Raw genomic sequence first — 18,178 nt, forward strand, 5'->3', positions numbered from 1 at the left:
AGGATTTATGCACTATTATGGTGCATAGTAGCACCAAGCTGCTTCACATAATTCATTCAAGCTTTTATAAAGGCATTAGTTTTATAACTATGAAATTGCCTTTCGATGAAATGCTTGACGCCGCAGGCAAAGCGCGTCCCCACTACCAAATTTTTCACAATTGGTTAAAGCAACAGAGCGATACCCTGATGGGTTTGAAGCGCGCTGAAGCTGACCTCATCTTCAGACGAGTGGGCATTACCTTCGCCGTCTATGGTGATGACTTGGGCTCAGAGCGAACTATTCCATTTGATCAGGTCCCCCGGATCTTCACTGCAAAAGAATGGGAGCAGCTGGAAGCAGGTTTGCGTCAACGCGTTAAAGCACTAAATCGCTTTATTTATGACGTGTATCACGATGAAGAAATTATTAAGGCTGGCATTGTTCCTGCTGAACAAATCTATAACAATGCGCAATATCGTCCAGAGATGCGCAACGTTAGCGTGCCACGAGACATCTATGCGCAAATCGCAGGTATCGATATTGTGCGCGCGGGTGAAGGCGAATTTTATGTTTTAGAAGATAACTTACGCGTTCCTTCCGGCGTGTCTTACATGGTAGAAGACCGCAAGATGATGATGCGTCTGTTCCCAGACCTCTTTCAAAAATATCGCATTGCTCCCGTTGAGCACTACCCAGATCTCTTGTTGGAATGTTTAAAGTCCGTTAAACCAGATGATGTCAAGAAGCCAAACGTAGTGGTATTGACGCCCGGCATGTATAACTCCGCTTATTTTGAGCATAGCTATCTTGCACAACAAATGGGTGTCGAGTTAGTGGAAGGTAAAGACTTGTTTGTGAAAAATGAACAGGTCTTCATGCGGACAACTCAAGGGCCGGAGCGAGTAGATGTGATCTATCGCCGCGTCGATGATGATTTCTTGGATCCACTTGCATTTCGCTCAGACTCAACACTAGGCGTGGCAGGCTTATTGTCAGCTCATCGCGCTGGTAATGTAACCTTAGCCAATGCAATCGGCACTGGCATTGCTGACGACAAGTCTATTTACCCTTATGTTCCAGAGATGATTGAGTTTTATTTGGGTGAGAAACCAATTCTGAATAATGTACCAACCTTCCAATGTCGTAAGCCTGATGATTTGGCCTATACCTTAGCCAATCTAGAAAAGTTAGTTGTGAAGTTGACGCATGGCGCAGGTGGTTATGGAATGTTAGTCGGCCCAGCATCTACCAAAGCTGAGATTGAAGAATTTAGAACCCATTTAGTAGCTAACCCCGATAAATATATTGCCCAACCCACCTTGGCGCTATCAACTTGTCCTACATTTGTAGAGTCAGGTGTTGCTCCTCGACACATTGATTTGCGCCCCTTTGTCCTCTCTGGAAAAACTATCAAGATGGTGCCTGGCGGCTTAACCAGGGTTGCCCTCAAAGAAGGTTCCTTGGTGGTGAATTCCTCCCAGGGTGGTGGCACCAAAGATACTTGGGTATTGGAAGAGTAAGAGGAATAAGAAAATAACATGTTAAGTCGTACAGCTGATTGTCTTTACTGGATGGCCCGTTACACCGAGCGCGCAGAAAATACTGCCCGCATGCTGGATGTAAATCATCAAACCTCATTGCTCCCACAGCCTGCTGAGTTTTTAGAGCAAAGCTGGAAGAAGCTACTCACGATTTCCAAATTAGAAGATGCTTTCTTAAGCAAATATGATGTTGTGAATCGTGAGAATGTTCTTGATTTCATGATTTATGAAACCAGCAATCCATCTAGTATTGTTTCCTGCCTCTATGCCGCCCGTGAAAATGCACGTGTAATTCGTGGCAAGATTACTTCTGAGGTTTGGGAAACGCAAAACACTACCTGGCTTGAATTGCAGCGCATTCTCGAGGCAAGACATCAGGCAGATCCAAGCAGACTCTTGGAATGGGTAAAGCATCGCTGCCACCTCTTTAGGGGTGTGATGCATGGCACCATGCTCAAGAATGAGGCCTTCTACTTTATCAACGTAGGGACGCTGTTAGAGCGCGCCGACAATACAGCTCGCATTTTGGAAACCAAGTATGAGGATCAAGCAGCACTCAAGGTTCTGAGCTCTGATAATTCCCCTGAAGATGGAACTCACGGTGAATTCTTTGATTTTTATCACTGGGCAGCCCTGCTCCGCTCAGTCTCAGCATTTGAAATTTATCGCCAGATCTATTCCGATCAAGTTACCCCAAAGCAAGTAGCTCAATTACTCATTTTCAATAAGCAAATGCCACGCTCATTAGTGTGCTGCGTTAATGAACTCATTCCCTTGATTTCTGAAGTGAAAAACCAACAGTCCAAAGAAATTGAACGCCTGCTCGGAAAACTCAAAGCAAGTTTAGATTATTCGGATATTGATGAGGTGTTTTCACAAGGACTGGAAGAATTTATTGAGGCATTCTTGGAGCGCATCAACCATATTGCAGATGAATTCAGTAGCGCCTACTTGATCCCGTTAGCGGTCGCCTAAGACCTCATAAAGACTATATGCACTTAAAGATTCGTCACCGTACTGAATACCGCTATGAAACGCCAGTACGTTACTCCATTCAGGAGTTACGTCTTACGCCACCCTCAGTCGCTGGACAGCAAGTGGATAAATGGAAAATTAGCACACCCATTAAAGCATCCAACTCAATTGATACGTTTGGTAATGCCTGTAGCGTCTTCGTACAAGAAAGCCCATACACATCCATGATGATTGAGGCTGAGGGTGAGATTCATACTCAAGATGCATTCGAGTTCATTGATGATGCCAAGTCAGTTTCACCGTATTACCTTTTGCAGCAAACTAATCTGACTGAGCCTACTGAAGAAATGCTGGAATATTTCTCATACGCCCTTCCCAATAAAAACTCGGTTGATCAAATAGTTAAACTCGCAGAGGCTATTCAGGGTCTGATTCAATACTCTCCAGGCGAGACCAACTTTGCTACAACTGCTGCCCAATCTTTTGCCATGAAATTAGGCGTTTGCCAAGATCATGCGCACATCATGCTCGGACTCTGTCGGGCCTCTGGCATCCCCGCCCGCTATGTCAGCGGCTATTTCTTTGCAGAAGAGTCTCCAAATCTTGCCAGCCATGCTTGGATCGACTTTTGTAGCGATATAGATAAAGGAATCTGGACGAGCGTTGATATCACCCACGCCTGCTTGACTGATTCACGTCACATTCGTTTAGCTATTGGAAGAGATTATTATTCCGCCGCCCCAGTTAAAGGGGTCCGGTCTGGAGGTGGTGGCGAAGAGCTTAGCGCCACAATCTCCATCCAACGATTACCCTGAACCTGAATTCAGCGATAATTCTAAAAAATTATTTAAAGAGGTAGGGTATGACGTATTGCGTAGGGCTGTGCCTAAAGGATGGTCTTGTTTTTCTATCGGATACCCGCACTAATGCAGGCGTAGACCAAATCGGCACCTTCCGAAAAATGACTTTGTTCCAAAAGAACGGAGATCGTTTCTTTACTTTGATGAGTGCTGGCAATCTCGCCATTACCCAAGCCGTTAAAGAAATCCTTCTGCAGAGTCAGCTTCTCAATGGTAGCAATCTATGGACGGTTGATAATGCTCACGATGCCGCAGTCGTTGTTGGGGATGCAATCAAGCAAGTCTATGAACGTGACCATGAAGCCCTTGAAAAGGCGGGAATTGATTTCAACTGTAATCTGATTTTTGGCGGACAGATCAAAGGTGAGAGACCTCGCCTATTCAATATCTACTCTGCCGGTAATTTTATTGAGGCGACTCCAGAGACCTGCTATTTCCAAATTGGTGAATCTAAGTATGGAAAACCGATCTTAGATCGCGTTCTCAACTTTTCTACTCCACTCAATCTGGCTACTAAGTGCGCATTGATCTCTATGGACTCTACGCTAAACAGTAATATCTCCGTAGGATTACCGCTCGATTTATTGGTTTATGAAAAGAATTCTCTCAAGGCGGATAAGCTAGTAACGCTAGATGAATCCAATCCATACTTTCAAATGATTCATCAACTGTGGGGTGAAAAATTACGCTCAGCCTTTAATTCGATTGCTGAACCTAGCTGGAGTGGCGCGCATAAATCCAGCGCAATCTCTGCGCCAGCCAAGAAGATGGGGCCAGTACCCATTCATCACCAACCTCCAAGGTCAAGAGTCGCCAAGCCATCTGCTAAAACTGCCTCTAAAGTCAAATCAACTGGAAGCACGAAAGCAAGACCTAGCGCTAGTAAAAAGACTGCAAAGAAAGTTTAGTCTTGCGCCTTATAAATCTCACTGATCTCAATTAAATTGAGATCAGGATCTCGTACGTATACAGAGTTTATTTTTGCAGTAGCGCCAGTTCGAATCACTGGCCCCTCAATAATGGGCCAATCCGCCCCCTCTAGTCTGCTGATGACTTCAGTTAAGGGGCAATCTGCAATAAAGCAGAGATCCAATGATCCTGGAGTGGGGATATTTGCTTTGGGCTCAAATTCTTTACCCTGAATATGCAAATTGATTTTCTGATTACCAAACATGAATGCCTTGCGCTCAACTGGCGGTGTCCCACCTATAAAAGACTCCAAGGACATCCCTAAGACTCGGGTATAAAAGTCAACACAAGCAGCTTCATTTGCAGTTGTCAGTACCAAATGGTCTAAGCGATGAATCATTTACCCCCCCAATATGCTCATTAACGCAAGTCAGAAATAAAATCGGGCGCTGGATGCAAATCGCAAGTGCGACCTGCTTTGGCAACCTGACCTGGCACTGCATGTCCAACAATAGCCGGCAACTCGCGCGCCAAAACCAGTAGCCTTGAAATATCGATGCCCGTGTCATAACCCATTGCATCAAGCATATGAATGGCATCTTCAGTAGAAATATTCCCGCTTGCTCCTGGCGCATATGGGCAGCCCCCTAATCCTCCTAGTGATCCATCAAATCGAATGATCCCAGCTTGAACTGCGGCCAGCACATTAGCCAACCCCATACCTCTTGTATTGTGAAAATGCATTGTTAGCTGAAGCTTAGGAAATAAGCGTTGCAGGGACTCTGACATATTGGTCACTTGAGCAGGATTTGCCATGCCAGTGGTATCGCAAATGGTTAAGCCACGCACACCCAAATCCGAAAATCGCTTAACAAACCCTTCAACCACCTCTTGAGGTACCTCACCCTCCATAGGACAGCCAAAAGCAGTGGATAAAGAAACATTGATAGGTGTTCTGCCGTCAACATATTGAATGACCTCAGCCAATCCAGCGAAACTTTTTTCTCGCGTCATGCGAAGGTTTGCTAGGTTATGCATCTCAGAAGTAGACATCACTAAATTAAACTCATCGGCGCGTGACTCTAGGGCACGTTCAGCACCTCTTAAATTCGGAACCAAAACGGTATATTCAACTCCTGGCAGTCGCTTGATCTTACCCATCACCTCTTCTGCATCCCTCAGCATCGGAATCGCTTTAGGAGATGTGAATGATGTCACTTCAATCTTGGCAAAACCACATAGGCTCAGTTCGTTAATAAGACGAATCTTATCTTCGGTGGGAATAAAGTTCGGCTCAATCTGAAAGCCATCTCTAGTCACTACATCATTGAAATAAATTCTGGTCATTATTGGATCTTTGTTAACTGATTTGTTTATTTAGTAAAAGCAATGCCGCGCTCTTTGAGAGAGGCAACCTGCGTATCATTTAGTCCAATACTGCGTAATATCTCTTCCGTATTTTGGCCGATATCGGGTGCTAATGTCTTGATGGAGCCAGGTGTTCGGGATAGCTTTGGAAATACACCAGGAACGTCTACCTTACTACCGTCCGCCATTTGAATAGTTTCGATATTTCCTCGGGCTTTGTAATGAGGATCTTTGGCGATATCGGCCACGGTATATATTCTGCCAGCAGGAACAGCTGCAGAATCTAATGCCTCCAAGGCCTCATCTGTGCTTAGACGATTGGCCCACTGACCGATTGCTTGATCAAGCTCAACTACACGCTTGACTCTTCCATCATTATTTTCTAACTCTGGATCAGCACCCAAATCATCTCTACAAATTAATTTCATCAGGCGCTTGAAGATGCTATCACCATTACCAGCCACTAATACATAGCCACCATCTGCGCAAAGATAGGCATTTGTTGGCGCAATCCCTGGCAAGGCACTTCCAGCTGCCTGTCTTATCTCTCCAAATGCACTGTACTCTGGCAGTAGACTTTCCATGCAATTAAAGACTGCCTCATATAAAGCAACATCAATCACTTGACCCTTACCGCTCTGATGACGCTCTTGTAATGCCAATAAAATTCCAATGACGCCATGCAAAGAGGCAAGGGTATCCCCAATGCTGATGCCTACTCGCACTGGAACTCTCCCTGGCTCAGCTGTAAGGTGACGCAAACCTCCCATCGCTTCAGCAACCACACCAAAACCTGGCTTATCTCGATAGGGACCAGTTTGTCCATACCCACTAATTCTTAAAACAATTAAACGTGGATTGATTTTTAACAGCTCATTAGGATCAAGTCCCCAACCCTCTAAAGTACCTGGGCGAAAATTTTCAATTAGGATGTCGGCTTCACTAGCCAGAGTTCTCATAATTTCTTGAGCTTCGACTTGTCGCAGGTCCAAGGAGAGAGATCGCTTGTTGCGAGATTGAACTTGCCACCAAATGGAAGTACCGTCTTTTAGTAAACGCCATTTACGAAGAGCGTCACCAACTTTAGGGGGCTCAATCTTGACAACATCCGCTCCAAAATCAGCCAATGTTTTTGCAGCAAATGGACCAGCAATTAACTGCCCCATTTCAATAACTTTCAACCCAGATAATGGCTCCATAAAGATTCCTTCAAACACTTACGAAATATTGTTAATTTACGCTTTTTTGCAATCATCTCACATGGCGCCGACAAAAAATAGGGCGCATATTAGTGCGCCCTATTTGGGATTTCAAACCTCTAGTGATTACTTTTTACCCAGCATCTCCCAGGTCTCTACCACGCTGTCTGGATTGAGTGAGATAGAGGTAATGCCCTTCTCCACCAACCAACGGGCAAAATCAGGATGATCTGAGGGGCCTTGACCACAAATGCCGACGTATTTATTTTGCTTACGGCAAGCCTCGATTGAACGGGCAATCATGAACTCCACCGCTGGGTCACGTTCATCGAAATCAATCGCTAACAACTCCATACCAGAATCGCGATCTAGCCCCAAAGTGAGCTGGGTCATATCGTTTGAACCGATTGAGAAACCGTCAAAGTATTCTAGGAATTGATCGGCAAGAATTGCATTTGATGGAATCTCGCACATCATGATGAGACGCAAACCATTGACGCCCCGCTTGAGACCTAATTTCTCCATCATATTAATGACGCGTTCAGCTTGTTTAATGGTGCGAACAAATGGAACCATGATCTCCACATTGTCCAAGCCCATATCTTCACGTACACGCTTCATTGCTGCGCACTCAAGAGCAAAGGCCTCGCCAAAGTCTTCAGATACATAGCGTGATGCGCCACGGAAACCAAGCATTGGATTTTCTTCATCGGGCTCGTAACGTGAACCACCAATTAACTTCTTATACTCATTGGACTTAAAGTCAGAGAGGCGAACGATGACTGGTTTTGGATAGAAAGCTGCTGCGATAGTTGCAACACCTTCAACCAGCTTATCTTCATAGAATTGACGTGGGCTTGCATAGCCACGAGCAACACTCTCTACGGCGCGCTTAAGATCGGGGTCAATATTTGGGTATTCCAAGACTGCGCGTGGGTGCACACCAATATAGTTATTGATGATGAACTCAAGGCGAGCTAAACCAACCCCTGCATTTGGAATTTGGCAGAAATCAAATGCCAGCTGAGGATTACCAATATTCATGGTGATCTTCACTGGGATCTCTGGCAATACACCACGAGAAACTTCAGTTACCTCAGTTTCGATCAGGCCATCATAGATATGACCTTCATCACCCTCTGCACAGGACACAGTAACTACCATGCCATCTTGCAGATGCTCAGTGGCATCTCCGCAACCCACTACCGCAGGAACACCCAATTCACGAGCAATAATGGCTGCATGGCAAGTCCGCCCACCACGATTGGTCACAATCGCAGAAGCACGCTTCATCACCGGCTCCCAGTTTGGATCAGTCATATCAGCAACTAATACATCCCCAGGTTGAACACGGTCCATTTCGCTCGGATCACGAATAATGCGGACAGGACCAGCACCAATTTTTTGACCAATTGCACGACCCTTAGCCAACACCTTAGAGCTACCCTTGAGTTTGTAACGCATCTCAACTTGACCGGCCGCCTGACTCTTCACAGTCTCAGGGCGGGCTTGCAGAATGTAGATGCGGCCATCTTGACCATCTTTACCCCACTCAATGTCCATTGGACGACCGTAGTGCTTTTCAATAATGACAGCGTACTTGGCCAATTCTGTAATATCAGCATCCTCTAAAGAAAAACGATTACGTTTTTCTGGCGTGACATCGACTGTTTGTACTTTCTCAGCAGAGCCCTTTGGTGCAAATTGCATCTGAATGAGTTTAGAGCCCAGTGCACGACGAATAATGGCTTTTTTACCTTGAGCTAAAGTAGTCTTAAACACATAAAACTCGTCTGGATTCACTGCACCCTGGACTACTGTTTCGCCAAGGCCATAGCTAGAGGTAATAAATACGACATCTTCAAAACCTGACTCGGTATCCAAAGTAAACATTACACCAGCAGCACCAAGGTCTGAGCGCACCATACGCTGAATACCGGCAGATAAGGCTACTTCAGCATGAGCAAAGCCCTTGTGAACACGGTAGGAGATGGCGCGGTCGTTATATAAGGAGGCAAATACTTCGCGAATCTTCTTGAGGACATCATCGATACCCTCCACGTTCAAGAAAGTTTCTTGCTGGCCAGCAAAAGAAGCGTCTGGCAAGTCTTCCGCAGTAGCAGAAGAACGTACAGCAAAAGATCCGTTACCAGAATCATCAAGTGTTGCAAATGCCTTACGAATCTCTTCGTCAAGCTTAGGTTGAAAAGGAGCAGTTTCAATCCATTGACGAATCTCTGCGCCTGCCTGAGCTAAAGCACGTACATCGTCAATATTGAGACCTTCTAAACGCTGCTGAATGCGCTCGGTCAGATTGTTATGTTTTAGAAAGTCACGGAAGGCGAGTGCAGTTGTTGCAAAACCAGTTGGTACACGAACACCGGTTGAGGCTAACTGAGAAATCATCTCACCCAAGGAAGCATTCTTACCACCGACTGACTCAACGTCAGTCATTCGGAGTTGCTCAAAAGGCAAAACATAGGCATCTGCCACACTACTATTTTGTTGCTGTTGGTTGGACATAAAATACTCTCAAAAGATAAGGAAACTGGTCTAGCGGCCACCTAAAATGGGGCATACTTTAATATCATTCTATTGTAGTGCTGACCCCCACTTTTAGGCCAAATTGATGTCTAACGAATCCCGCATTGTTTTCATCGTCTCTGACGGCACCGGCATCACTGCCGAGAACTTTAGCCAGTCAATTTTGGCCCAATTTGAGGCCACTTTTAAGCACATCCGCGTTCCTTTTGTAGATAGCGTAGACAAGGCTCATGATGCGGTCAGCAGCATCAATCAGGCGGCCAGCAAATATGGTGTTCAGCCCATTGTTTTCACTACTTTGGTGAATTCAGAGCTTAATGCCATTGTGGCCAAAGCCAATGGCTTAATTTTGGATATGTTTCAGACTTTCGTGGCCCCCTTAGAGGCTGCCCTGGGCATGAAATCCACCCATGCCATGAACCGCCTTCACCACAACGCAGATACCGAGGCCTACAAAAACCGAATCGAGGCCATTAACTATTCGCTAGCTCACGATGATGGGCAGTCGAATCAAAACTTAGCTGAGGCAGATGTCATCTTGGTGGGCATATCTCGGGTTGGTAAAACGCCGACTAGCCTTTACTTGGCAATGCAATATGGCTTGAAGGCGGCTAACTATCCACTCATTCCCGAAGATTTTGAGCGAGGACAGCTTCCTAAAGACCTAGTGCCCTATCGCCAAAAAATCTTTGGTTTGATGATTGATGCTGAGCGCTTGTCTGAAATTCGTAATGAGCGCCGCCCAGGAAGTAATTATGCAAAGCTTGAAAACTGTCGCTATGAAATTAATGAGGCAACGGCGATGATGAAAAAGCAATCTATCCCTTGGGTTCTCACTACCAGCAAATCCATTGAAGAAATTGCGACAACCGTTTTGCAAGCAATTAAGTCAGATAAAACTATTTTGGGTTAGCAAAGAGCGTCCTGCTCTGCATCAATTGCGTCTGACGCGCACTGTTTCAAATAAACAAACTGCTGCTGCTGTAGAAACATTGAGAGATTCAACCCTTGGATCAATCGGGATCGAAACTCCTTTTGCTTGAGCCAAGAGATCTTCCGATACACCCTGTCCTTCACTACCCATCACCCAAGCCACTGGGTGAAGCAGTTCTTTCTTTAAAGAAAATAGATCTGACTCTGCATCAGCAGTAGTAGCCAGAAGGGGCGCGGTAATGGCACTAAGTACTTGCTGATTTGACCAGCCCTCATATAGATTGAGTAAGCGGTGAGCACCCATACCAGCCCGCAATACTTTGCTTGACCATAGATGGGCGCACCCAGACAAAGCCAATACCTGAGTAAAGCCTGCTGCGGCTGCTGTGCGCAATATCGAACCGACATTACCCGCATCCTGAATACGGTCTAGGATCACCACGTCACCAGCCAATGTAGAAATTGATTGTGGTGGAGTAAGGCAAGATTGAGGAAGATCTAGTAAACCAGCAATATGGGGTGCATTCACTAGATCACTCAGCAAGTCCCAGAGTGAACTATCTAATTGAAATACCCTTGCCTCTGGACAGATCTCGATATGTGAATACACCGCCTCAGCGATTTCTGCATTCTTCAAACCGATCTCTGAAGTGAGCAAGGTCTTTAAACCTGGGTCGCCTACCCAAGTTTGAATTAGATGAATGCCCTCAAGCAATGCATGCCCACCAGCCAGCCTTGCTTTCTGCCCCTTTGAGCCAGTGGCCTGCAATAGGCGAATCTCTTTAAATAGAGGATTCTCTTTGGAGGTGATGAGATCAAAGTTCATGGCTTAGTAGTTTTGGTTTTCTAGCACTTTTCGTACCGGTGAAAAACTTCTTCTATGTTGATCGCATGCCCCATATTGTTTAAGGGCTGCAAAATGGGCTTCTGTTGGGTAACCCATATGTTGGGCAAAGCCATACTCAGGATAACGCTCATGCAAAAGCTGCATCTGGCGATCACGTGTGACTTTAGCAATGATTGATGCCGCTGAAATTGCAGGCTCTTTAGAGTCGCCCTTCACTATTGCTTCTGCGGCGATTGGTAGCTCTGGGCAGCGATTGCCGTCAATTAATGCTTTATCTGGCCAATTGCCTAAGCGAGTAGTGAGATCTTCAATTGCCCTGCGCATTGCCAGCATCGTGGCTTGCAAGATATTGACCTGATCAATCTCTGTTGGGCTGGCTTCACCCACTCCCCAGGCTTTTGCCTTTTCCATAATTTGTTCATACAAAAACTCGCGCTTTGCAGGTGTGAGCTTCTTAGAATCCTTGAGACCTTCTATGGGATTATTGGGATCGAGCACTACGGCACCAGCGACCACGGCACCAACCAACGGGCCGCGCCCTGCTTCATCTACACCACAGATCCAAATGAGGCTCATACGCTAACTTTATTCTTGCGTTGATTGGCAATCGTTTGAGCAACTGCCTGGGCAACCAATAAGCCAGTAGGACGACGCAATGTTTCATGCATTTGTGCGAATCGCTCTTTGAGTGTGACAACTTTAATTGGATGCTCAAGCCATTCTTGCAGGGCATTGGCTAGCTTCTCAGGAGTCGCATCATTTTGTAGAAGTTCAGGAACAACAAACTCACCGCAGAGAATATTTGGCAAACCTACATAGGGCAAGTAACCCTGGCGCTTCATGATCTGCGCAGTCAACCAAGGCACCTTATAAGAAATCACCATAGGCTTTTTCCATAAAGCCGCCTGTAGAGTGGCCGTGCCGCTAGCGATCAACACTACATCGGATGCCTCCAGCACTTCATCTGCCATGCCATCTAGTAAATGAATCTGAATATCTGGATTCCTATTCTTTGTATTGAGTGCAAGCTGTTCAAGCGGCTCACGTAATCGTGGTGTTGCTACCGGAATTAAAAAATGGAGTTTCTGCCCTTTTAATCTTTCTGATAGCAGTTGCATCGTTTCAAAAAAGACTGGGGCTATGAGCTCAATCTCAGAACCACGGCTTCCAGGCAGAACAGCTATTACCAGCCCATCTAGGGATGTCCCAGGGATGTTGAGGTGCTGACTTAATTTTTCTCTTGCTTGATGGGTATTGGGCTCAAGCGGGATTTCACTAGCTAAGGGGTGACCAACATAAGTTGAGGCGACGCCAGCCTTGTCATAGATCTCGGTTTCAAAAGGGAAAATGCAAAGCATGCGCTCTACTGCTTGAGAGATTTTCTTAATGCGTCCTGCTCTCCACGCCCATATAGAAGGCGATACTAAATGCAAAGTTGAAATGCCTGCCTTACGTAGCTCAAGCTCAACCCCCAAATTAAAGTCAGGCGCATCAATTCCAAGATAGACATCAGGCCGACCTTCGTGGAGAAGATTTTGAATCAGCTCTTTGCGAAGTTTCAAAATAGCAGGCAGCTGTTTAATAGCTTCCACGTAACCACGGACACTCAATGTTTCCATAGACCAATCAGAGCGCATGCCTTGGGCTTGCATACGCGAACCACCAATGCCATAGACTTCTAAACTAGACATCTCTGGAATTTGATTTAGCGCACTCAGGACTGGCGCAGCAAGTAAGTCGCCAGAAGGTTCGCCAGCCACACAAGCTAACTTTGGCAAAGTAATCCTATCGTTAGCGAATAATGCCGCGTGTAGAGGCGGCAATAAAGTCATGGAACTGAGCAAGCCTTTCAGCAGTAGCCGAGTCTGCCGCATTTGCCCCAACCATCTTCTGAATCTCTACTTTAGCTTCTTCAAAGCTAAGGCCATCCTTGTAGAGAACTTTGTATGCCTGTCGCAGAGCCGAAATCGTATCACTTGAAAATCCGCGGCGCTTTAACCCCTCGACGTTAATACCGTGAGGAGAGGCCTTATCACCAGCAGCTATCACAAATGGTGGAATATCTTGAACCAAAGCAGAGGCGCCGCCAAGCATGGCGTGCTGACCAATGCGGACAAATTGATGGACTCCTGACATACCGCCCATAATCGCCCAGTCATCCACTTGTACGTGACCCGCGATTTGTGCATTGCTAGAAAAAATGGTGTGGTTACCGACCTGGCAATCATGCGCTATGTGAACATAAGCCATGATCCAGTTGTCATTACCAATACGCGTAATACCTTCGTCTTGAGATGTGCCCGTATGAATCGTTGTGAACTCACGAATAGTATTGCGATCACCAATAATTAATTGGGTAGGTTCACCACGATATTTCATATCCTGTGGAGCCCCGCCAATTGCAGCAAAGTGTGCAAAATTATTATCTTTGCCGATAGTTGTATGACCTTCAATCACGGTATGGGAACCCACCTTAGTTCCTGCCCCAATTTTGACATGGGGCCCAATGACAGAATAAGGACCTACCTCAACGTCACTAGCGAGCTCAGCTTGACTGTCTACAACAGCGGATGCATGAATCCGAGTCATTAAGCGCCTTTCGAACGTACCGCACAAGTAATATTTGCCTCAGCAGCAAGCTCACCATCAACAGTTGCATGGACTGCAAACTTATAGATTCCTGCACGTTCACGCTCCAGCTTAGCAGTCATGATAAGTTGATCGCCCGGCAATACAGGCTTTTTAAAGCGCGCACCATCAATGCCTGCAAAATAATAGACAGCATCTTCAGCACGCTCTTCAGAGAAGGTCAGTAATGCTGCGGTCTGAGCTAGCGCTTCAATAATCAAAACACCTGGCATTACCGGAAAATCTGGGAAGTGCCCCTGAAAGAACGGTTCGTTCATGGTGACATTCTTGAGAGCAGTTATTGTTTCACGAGGAGTGATTTCCAAGACACGATCTACCAGCAAAAATGGGTAGCGATGTGGTAATAACTGCAATATCTTATTGATATCAATCGCGATAGGTTTGCTCATATTCATCGTCTTAAAAGTAAATAATAAATTGTGTTGTTGGGAGATCTATCACTCGGTGTTTTTGTTTTTATCCAATAAACGCAAGCGTTGACGTATTTTATCTAGACCACGAAGGATTGCCGCATTCTTTTCCCAGGCAGAATGAAGCATAGACGGATAGACTCCCGTGAAATGCTGCCCCGGCTCCGTAATGGAACGAATAATCGAGGTATTTCCCGAGACTGTAGTTCTATCAGCAATGCTTAAATGGCCGGCAAAGTTAGCTGCGCCGCCAATAATGCAGAAATTACCGATTTTTGTGCTACCTGAAATTGCCGCACAACCAGCAATCACACAGCACTTGCCCACAATAACGTTATGCGCAATTTGTACTTGATTATCAATTTTGCTACCGGCGCCAATGACCGTATCATTCATTGCGCCCCGATCAATTGTGGTTGATGCGCCAATCTCGACGTCATCCCCAATCACCACATTACCTGTTTGCGGAATCTTGATCCACTCTCCACCTGCAGCAGAAAAGTCTGGTGCGAATCCAAAACCATCAGCTCCAATGACTGCGCCACTATGAATAATGCAACGCTCACCAACCTGAGTGCCATGATAAATAGATACCGATGGATAGATAAGTGCATCACTAGCAATACTGCAGTTTTCGGAAATCGTCGTATTACCTAAAATACAAACACGTTCACCTAGTTTTACACCGGCAGCGATTTGTACAAAGGGGCCAATGTGACATGAAGCCGGGATAACTACTGACAGATCTATTGCGGCACTAGGATGAACACCGGGCGCATATTTTGGCGCCACTTGTTTAGCGAAGTGCTGCGCCATCCTAGCAAAAGTAGCGTAAGGATTTTTTGAGACAAAGTAAACCCGCTTTGCAAAATTAACACTTGGGTTTGCTTGCAAATAATCTAAATCTGCCTTGTTTACAATCAAGGCGCCGGCGCCACTATCACCAGCCTGCTGTCGATAAAGCGGATTTGAAAGAAAGGAGATCTGATTGGCTTGGGCTTGCTCTAATGGCGCAAGGCCAACAAAGACACCAGAGGCCTCCCCCACCAAGCTTGCTTGAAACTGTTCGGCCAGCTCAATGGCGGTAGGCATATTTACTTCTGACTATTTAAAGCCTTGATGACATCATCAGTAATATCAGCTTTTGGATTTACAAATGCCGCTTCCTGAACAATGACATCTAATTTTCTTTGCTCTGCAATTTGGCGCAAAACCAAGTTTGCCTTTTCGGCGATCTTTGCACGCTCTTCGAAAGTGCGCTGATTAAGATCTTCGGTAAATTCGCGCTGCTTACGCTGGAGCTCGCGATCTTGATCCGCCAACTCACGTTGACGACGTGAACGCTCAGCTTCGTTCATGACTGCAGCATCACGATCCAGCTTCTCAGCTGCAGATTTGATTTTTTGAGCACTATCGCGCAAATCATTTTGGCGCTTAGTAAATTCATTTTGCAAGCGAGTTTGCATCGCTTTGGCTAGGTTTGAGTCGTTAAATACTTTCTCTGAGTTCACTACTGCAACCCGCGTTCCTGCATCTTGAGCAAAAGCTTGTGGAGCTGCACAGGCAGCAATAACAGCTACCATACCAAATTGAATTAATTTTGAAGATTGCAAAAACTTCATAATACTTTCCTTAAACAATTAAAACGCTGTACCCACCTGAAACTGCAAGCGCTGAATATTATCCGTTGGTTGCGACTTGACCGGTATACCGTAGCTAAATTTCAAAGGGCCTAGTGGTGATATCCATGATAAACCTAAACCGTATGAATATTTAAGGACTAGATTGATATTTTGTCCAAAAGCATTACCACCATCCACGAAGGTGAATACTCGCAAGGTTTTATCAACTCCCGAACCTGGGACTGGGACTGTATATTCCACATTAGTAACAATCTTTGACTGTCCGCCCGTAGGTTGCCAAGCTCCAATGCTGGTGTTGTAGTACTGAGGACCCAATGATCCTGGGGAATAACCGCGAACCGACCCGATACCACCAACATAGTAGTTTTTGGTAATCGGGAAGGGATTGTTGCCATAAGCATCGCCGTAACCAACCTCCCCATTGAAGGAAAGAATATTTCCTTTGGAGAAAGAGTGATACTTTTGATATTGGCCATACAGCCGGTAAAAAGTCATATTTCCAACCGGAGTGCCTGCCTCGGCTGACAATTGCTGCAAAGATCCATCCGATGGAATTAAAGCACTATCCCTTCCATCGCGAGACCAACCTACAGTTATTGGTACGTTGTAGGTAGTCAAAGTTGCTGGGTAACCAGGAGCAGCAATACCATAACTTTGCGCATAATTTAAATACGGAATCGGTGTATTGGAAGTAGTCTGAATTTGGAAAGCCTCAATACCTGTTCCAAAGAAAACACGATCCACTTCTGTATAAGGGACGCCAAACTTAATATTTGAACCTACTGATTTAATTTGGTAATCAGGATCGCCAACGTAATACAAGGGCTTAGATGAGCGATAGTACAAATCGGTATATCGACTAATACCATCCTCAGTGAAATAAGGGTCGTAATTTGACAGAGTTAAATTCTGATTAATTTTGCCCACAGACGCATTCAAGCCTACGGATGTTCCAGTACCAAACGCATTATCCTGGTTAATACCAGCAGTCAAAATCACCTTTTCTGTTGAAGAAAAACCTGCGCCAATAGTTACGGCACCAGTTGGTTTTTCAGTTACCTTCACGTTGACGTCAACCTGATCGGGTGAGCCTGGGACATCCTCTGTAGTGATATCGGTTTCAGTGAAATAACCAAGCCTACCCAAGCGTTTTTTGGATAAGTCGATCTTATCGCTATCAAACCACGAGCTTTCGAACTGGCGCATTTCACGGCGAATCACCATATCACGCGTTTTTGCATTACCGGAGATGTCCACCTTGCGAACATAAATTCGACGACCTGGATCAATCACCAGAGTCAGATCAACCTCAGAGAGATCACGGCGAATATCAGGCTGAGGATTAATCGTTGCAAAGGCGTAACCATACGAACCCAAGACTTCCGCAATAGCCTTAGTGCTCTCTGTTAATTTGGCGGATGAAAAAGTATCGCCAGGCTTTAAAACGATAAGCTGCTTGAGCTCAGCCTCTTTACCTAAAGTCTCCCCTGCTAAGCGCACATCCTTCACGGTAAATTTATTGCCCTCACGAATGCTGATGGTCAAATAAATTCCTTTTTTATCTGGCGTAATCGAGACTTGCGTGGACTCAATAACAAACTCTAAATACCCGCGATTCAAGTAGAAGGAACGAATAGTCTCCAAGTCAGCAGTGAGCTTTTGTTTTGAATAAAGATTATCTTTACTGTACCAAGATAACCAACCACCGGTTTTGAGCTGCATTTCACCTTTTAGAGTGCCTTCACTAAATGCTTCATTTCCAATGAAGTTAATTTCTTGGATTTTGGCAACCGGACCTTCGTCGATGTTGAAGTAAACAGCAACTTGATTGCGTTCCACAGGGGTAACTGTTGCTACCACCTCCGCAGCAAACATGCCCTTACCAACATATTGGCGCTTCAGCTCTTGCTCTGCTTTATCAATTAGAGCCTTATCGTAAAAACGAGCCTCTGCTACACCAACAGCTTTAAGAGATTTCCTAACAATCTCATTATCAAACTCTTTCATTCCCGTAAATTCAATACGGGAGATTGTTGGGCGCTCCTCAACAATCACAATCAAAACATCACCCTGAGCTTGAATTTGCACGTCCCTAAAAAATCCAGTGCTGTAAAGCGCTTTAATCGCTTCTGCACCTTTTTCTTCTGTAAACGTATCACCCACTTGAACTGATAAATAACTAAATACTGTGCCTGGCTCTACGCGCTGTAAACCTTCAACCCGGATGTCTTTGACAGCAAATGAATCAGCAGCATGTGCATTTACACCGAAGCTGACGGCAATAATGACCAGCAGCTGGGCTGCAAGGCGAATAAAAG

At 45.5% G+C, this 18,178-nt stretch carries 17 protein-coding genes; 5 read left to right on the forward strand and 12 right to left on the reverse strand.

What is annotated here, in order from left to right:
- The first annotated feature begins 89 nt into the window (after positions 1-89).
- From FD961_RS06600 to FD961_RS06615, 4 genes are read left to right on the forward strand one after another with little or no spacing between them, the layout of a single operon-like run.
- On the forward strand, positions 90-1,502 hold the full coding sequence (locus FD961_RS06600) for a circularly permuted type 2 ATP-grasp protein (protein ID WP_215393173.1): 1,413 nt from the start codon (positions 90-92) through the stop codon (positions 1,500-1,502).
- Between the two features lie 18 nt (positions 1,503-1,520).
- Entirely contained in the window at positions 1,521-2,498 is a 978-nt protein-coding gene (locus FD961_RS06605; RefSeq protein WP_215393174.1) for an alpha-E domain-containing protein, read from the forward strand.
- 17 nt (positions 2,499-2,515) lie between these two features.
- On the forward strand, positions 2,516-3,313 hold the full coding sequence (locus tag FD961_RS06610; RefSeq protein ID WP_215393175.1) for a transglutaminase family protein: 798 nt from the start codon (positions 2,516-2,518) through the stop codon (positions 3,311-3,313).
- Between the two features lie 47 nt (positions 3,314-3,360).
- Positions 3,361-4,266 carry a proteasome-type protease gene (locus FD961_RS06615; protein ID WP_215393176.1) on the forward strand — a complete coding sequence of 302 codons (906 nt, stop codon included), beginning with the start codon at positions 3,361-3,363 and terminating at the stop codon, positions 4,264-4,266.
- Here the strand turns inward: FD961_RS06615 and FD961_RS06620 are convergent.
- From FD961_RS06620 to ppsA, 4 genes are all read right to left on the reverse strand, one after another.
- Positions 4,263-4,667 (reverse strand): VOC family protein, encoded by a 405-nt coding sequence (locus tag FD961_RS06620; protein ID WP_215393177.1) that lies wholly within the window; start codon positions 4,665-4,667, stop codon positions 4,263-4,265. The genes FD961_RS06615 and FD961_RS06620 overlap by 4 nt on opposite strands.
- Positions 4,668-4,687: 20 nt before the next feature.
- Positions 4,688-5,614, reverse strand: a complete 927-nt coding sequence (locus FD961_RS06625; RefSeq protein ID WP_215393178.1) for a hydroxymethylglutaryl-CoA lyase — start codon at positions 5,612-5,614, stop codon at positions 4,688-4,690.
- A 26-nt stretch (positions 5,615-5,640) separates the two neighbouring features.
- Positions 5,641-6,834 carry a CaiB/BaiF CoA-transferase family protein gene (locus tag FD961_RS06630; RefSeq protein ID WP_215393179.1) on the reverse strand — a complete coding sequence of 398 codons (1,194 nt, stop codon included), beginning with the start codon at positions 6,832-6,834 and terminating at the stop codon, positions 5,641-5,643.
- 126 nt (positions 6,835-6,960) lie between these two features.
- Positions 6,961-9,357 carry a phosphoenolpyruvate synthase gene (gene ppsA / locus FD961_RS06635; protein ID WP_215393180.1) on the reverse strand — a complete coding sequence of 799 codons (2,397 nt, stop codon included), beginning with the start codon at positions 9,355-9,357 and terminating at the stop codon, positions 6,961-6,963.
- 106 nt (positions 9,358-9,463) lie between these two features.
- Between ppsA and FD961_RS06640 the strand changes: the two genes are divergently transcribed.
- The gene (locus tag FD961_RS06640) at positions 9,464-10,291 is read left to right on the forward strand and encodes a pyruvate, water dikinase regulatory protein (protein WP_071467768.1); all 828 of its coding nucleotides are present in this window, start codon (positions 9,464-9,466) and stop codon (positions 10,289-10,291) included.
- A 21-nt stretch (positions 10,292-10,312) separates the two neighbouring features.
- On the opposite strand, the gene FD961_RS06645 is transcribed toward FD961_RS06640, so the two are convergent.
- Genes FD961_RS06645 through bamA form a run of 8 tightly spaced genes read right to left on the reverse strand, consistent with a single transcriptional unit; the run spans position 10,313 to position 18,173 of the window.
- Positions 10,313-11,137 carry an RNA methyltransferase gene (locus FD961_RS06645; protein ID WP_215393181.1) on the reverse strand — a complete coding sequence of 275 codons (825 nt, stop codon included), beginning with the start codon at positions 11,135-11,137 and terminating at the stop codon, positions 10,313-10,315.
- Between the two features lie 3 nt (positions 11,138-11,140).
- Positions 11,141-11,734 carry a ribonuclease HII gene (gene rnhB / locus FD961_RS06650; RefSeq protein ID WP_215393182.1) on the reverse strand — a complete coding sequence of 198 codons (594 nt, stop codon included), beginning with the start codon at positions 11,732-11,734 and terminating at the stop codon, positions 11,141-11,143.
- Positions 11,731-12,942: a lipid-A-disaccharide synthase gene (gene lpxB, locus FD961_RS06655; RefSeq protein WP_371817169.1), complete on the reverse strand. Its 1,212-nt coding sequence runs from the start codon at positions 12,940-12,942 to the stop codon at positions 11,731-11,733. Before lpxB ends, rnhB begins: the two co-directional genes overlap by 4 nt.
- Positions 12,943-12,949: 7 nt before the next feature.
- On the reverse strand, positions 12,950-13,747 hold the full coding sequence (gene lpxA, locus FD961_RS06660) for an acyl-ACP--UDP-N-acetylglucosamine O-acyltransferase (RefSeq protein WP_215393184.1): 798 nt from the start codon (positions 13,745-13,747) through the stop codon (positions 12,950-12,952).
- On the reverse strand, positions 13,747-14,196 hold the full coding sequence (gene fabZ, locus FD961_RS06665; protein ID WP_071465359.1) for a 3-hydroxyacyl-ACP dehydratase FabZ: 450 nt from the start codon (positions 14,194-14,196) through the stop codon (positions 13,747-13,749). Before fabZ ends, lpxA begins: the two co-directional genes overlap by 1 nt.
- A gap of 48 nt (positions 14,197-14,244) precedes the next feature.
- Positions 14,245-15,309, reverse strand: coding sequence for a UDP-3-O-(3-hydroxymyristoyl)glucosamine N-acyltransferase (gene lpxD / locus FD961_RS06670; RefSeq protein WP_215393185.1), 1,065 nt, complete (start codon positions 15,307-15,309; stop codon positions 14,245-14,247).
- 2 nt (positions 15,310-15,311) lie between these two features.
- Positions 15,312-15,839, reverse strand: coding sequence for an OmpH family outer membrane protein (locus FD961_RS06675; protein WP_215393186.1), 528 nt, complete (start codon positions 15,837-15,839; stop codon positions 15,312-15,314).
- 18 nt (positions 15,840-15,857) lie between these two features.
- Positions 15,858-18,173 (reverse strand): outer membrane protein assembly factor BamA, encoded by a 2,316-nt coding sequence (bamA, locus tag FD961_RS06680; RefSeq protein WP_251371355.1) that lies wholly within the window; start codon positions 18,171-18,173, stop codon positions 15,858-15,860.
- Positions 18,174-18,178 lie beyond the last annotated feature (5 nt).

The sequence above is a fragment of the Polynucleobacter sp. TSB-Sco08W16 genome, from assembly GCF_018687455.1.
Classification (GTDB): domain Bacteria; phylum Pseudomonadota; class Gammaproteobacteria; order Burkholderiales; family Burkholderiaceae; genus Polynucleobacter.

Excerpts from the sequence above, each read along its gene's own strand:
- rnhB (WP_215393182.1), bottom strand. The coding sequence starts at position 11,734 with ATGAGCCTCATTTGGATCTGTGGTGTAGATGAAGCAGGGCGCGGCCCG.
- FD961_RS06675 (WP_215393186.1), bottom strand. The coding sequence starts at position 15,839 with ATGAAGTTTTTGCAATCTTCAAAATTAATTCAATTTGGTATGGTAGCT.
- FD961_RS06610 (WP_215393175.1), top strand. The coding sequence starts at position 2,516 with ATGCACTTAAAGATTCGTCACCGTACTGAATACCGCTATGAAACGCCA.
- FD961_RS06645 (WP_215393181.1), bottom strand. The coding sequence starts at position 11,137 with ATGAACTTTGATCTCATCACCTCCAAAGAGAATCCTCTATTTAAAGAG.
- FD961_RS06605 (WP_215393174.1), top strand. The coding sequence starts at position 1,521 with ATGTTAAGTCGTACAGCTGATTGTCTTTACTGGATGGCCCGTTACACC.
- FD961_RS06630 (WP_215393179.1), bottom strand. The coding sequence starts at position 6,834 with ATGGAGCCATTATCTGGGTTGAAAGTTATTGAAATGGGGCAGTTAATT.
- ppsA (WP_215393180.1), bottom strand. The coding sequence starts at position 9,357 with ATGTCCAACCAACAGCAACAAAATAGTAGTGTGGCAGATGCCTATGTT.
- FD961_RS06600 (WP_215393173.1), top strand. The coding sequence starts at position 90 with ATGAAATTGCCTTTCGATGAAATGCTTGACGCCGCAGGCAAAGCGCGT.
- lpxA (WP_215393184.1), bottom strand. The coding sequence starts at position 13,747 with ATGACTCGGATTCATGCATCCGCTGTTGTAGACAGTCAAGCTGAGCTC.
- FD961_RS06640 (WP_071467768.1), top strand. The coding sequence starts at position 9,464 with ATGTCTAACGAATCCCGCATTGTTTTCATCGTCTCTGACGGCACCGGC.
- FD961_RS06625 (WP_215393178.1), bottom strand. The coding sequence starts at position 5,614 with ATGACCAGAATTTATTTCAATGATGTAGTGACTAGAGATGGCTTTCAG.
- FD961_RS06620 (WP_215393177.1), bottom strand. The coding sequence starts at position 4,667 with ATGATTCATCGCTTAGACCATTTGGTACTGACAACTGCAAATGAAGCT.
- lpxD (WP_215393185.1), bottom strand. The coding sequence starts at position 15,309 with ATGCCTACCGCCATTGAGCTGGCCGAACAGTTTCAAGCAAGCTTGGTG.
- fabZ (WP_071465359.1), bottom strand. The coding sequence starts at position 14,196 with ATGAGCAAACCTATCGCGATTGATATCAATAAGATATTGCAGTTATTA.
- FD961_RS06615 (WP_215393176.1), top strand. The coding sequence starts at position 3,361 with ATGACGTATTGCGTAGGGCTGTGCCTAAAGGATGGTCTTGTTTTTCTA.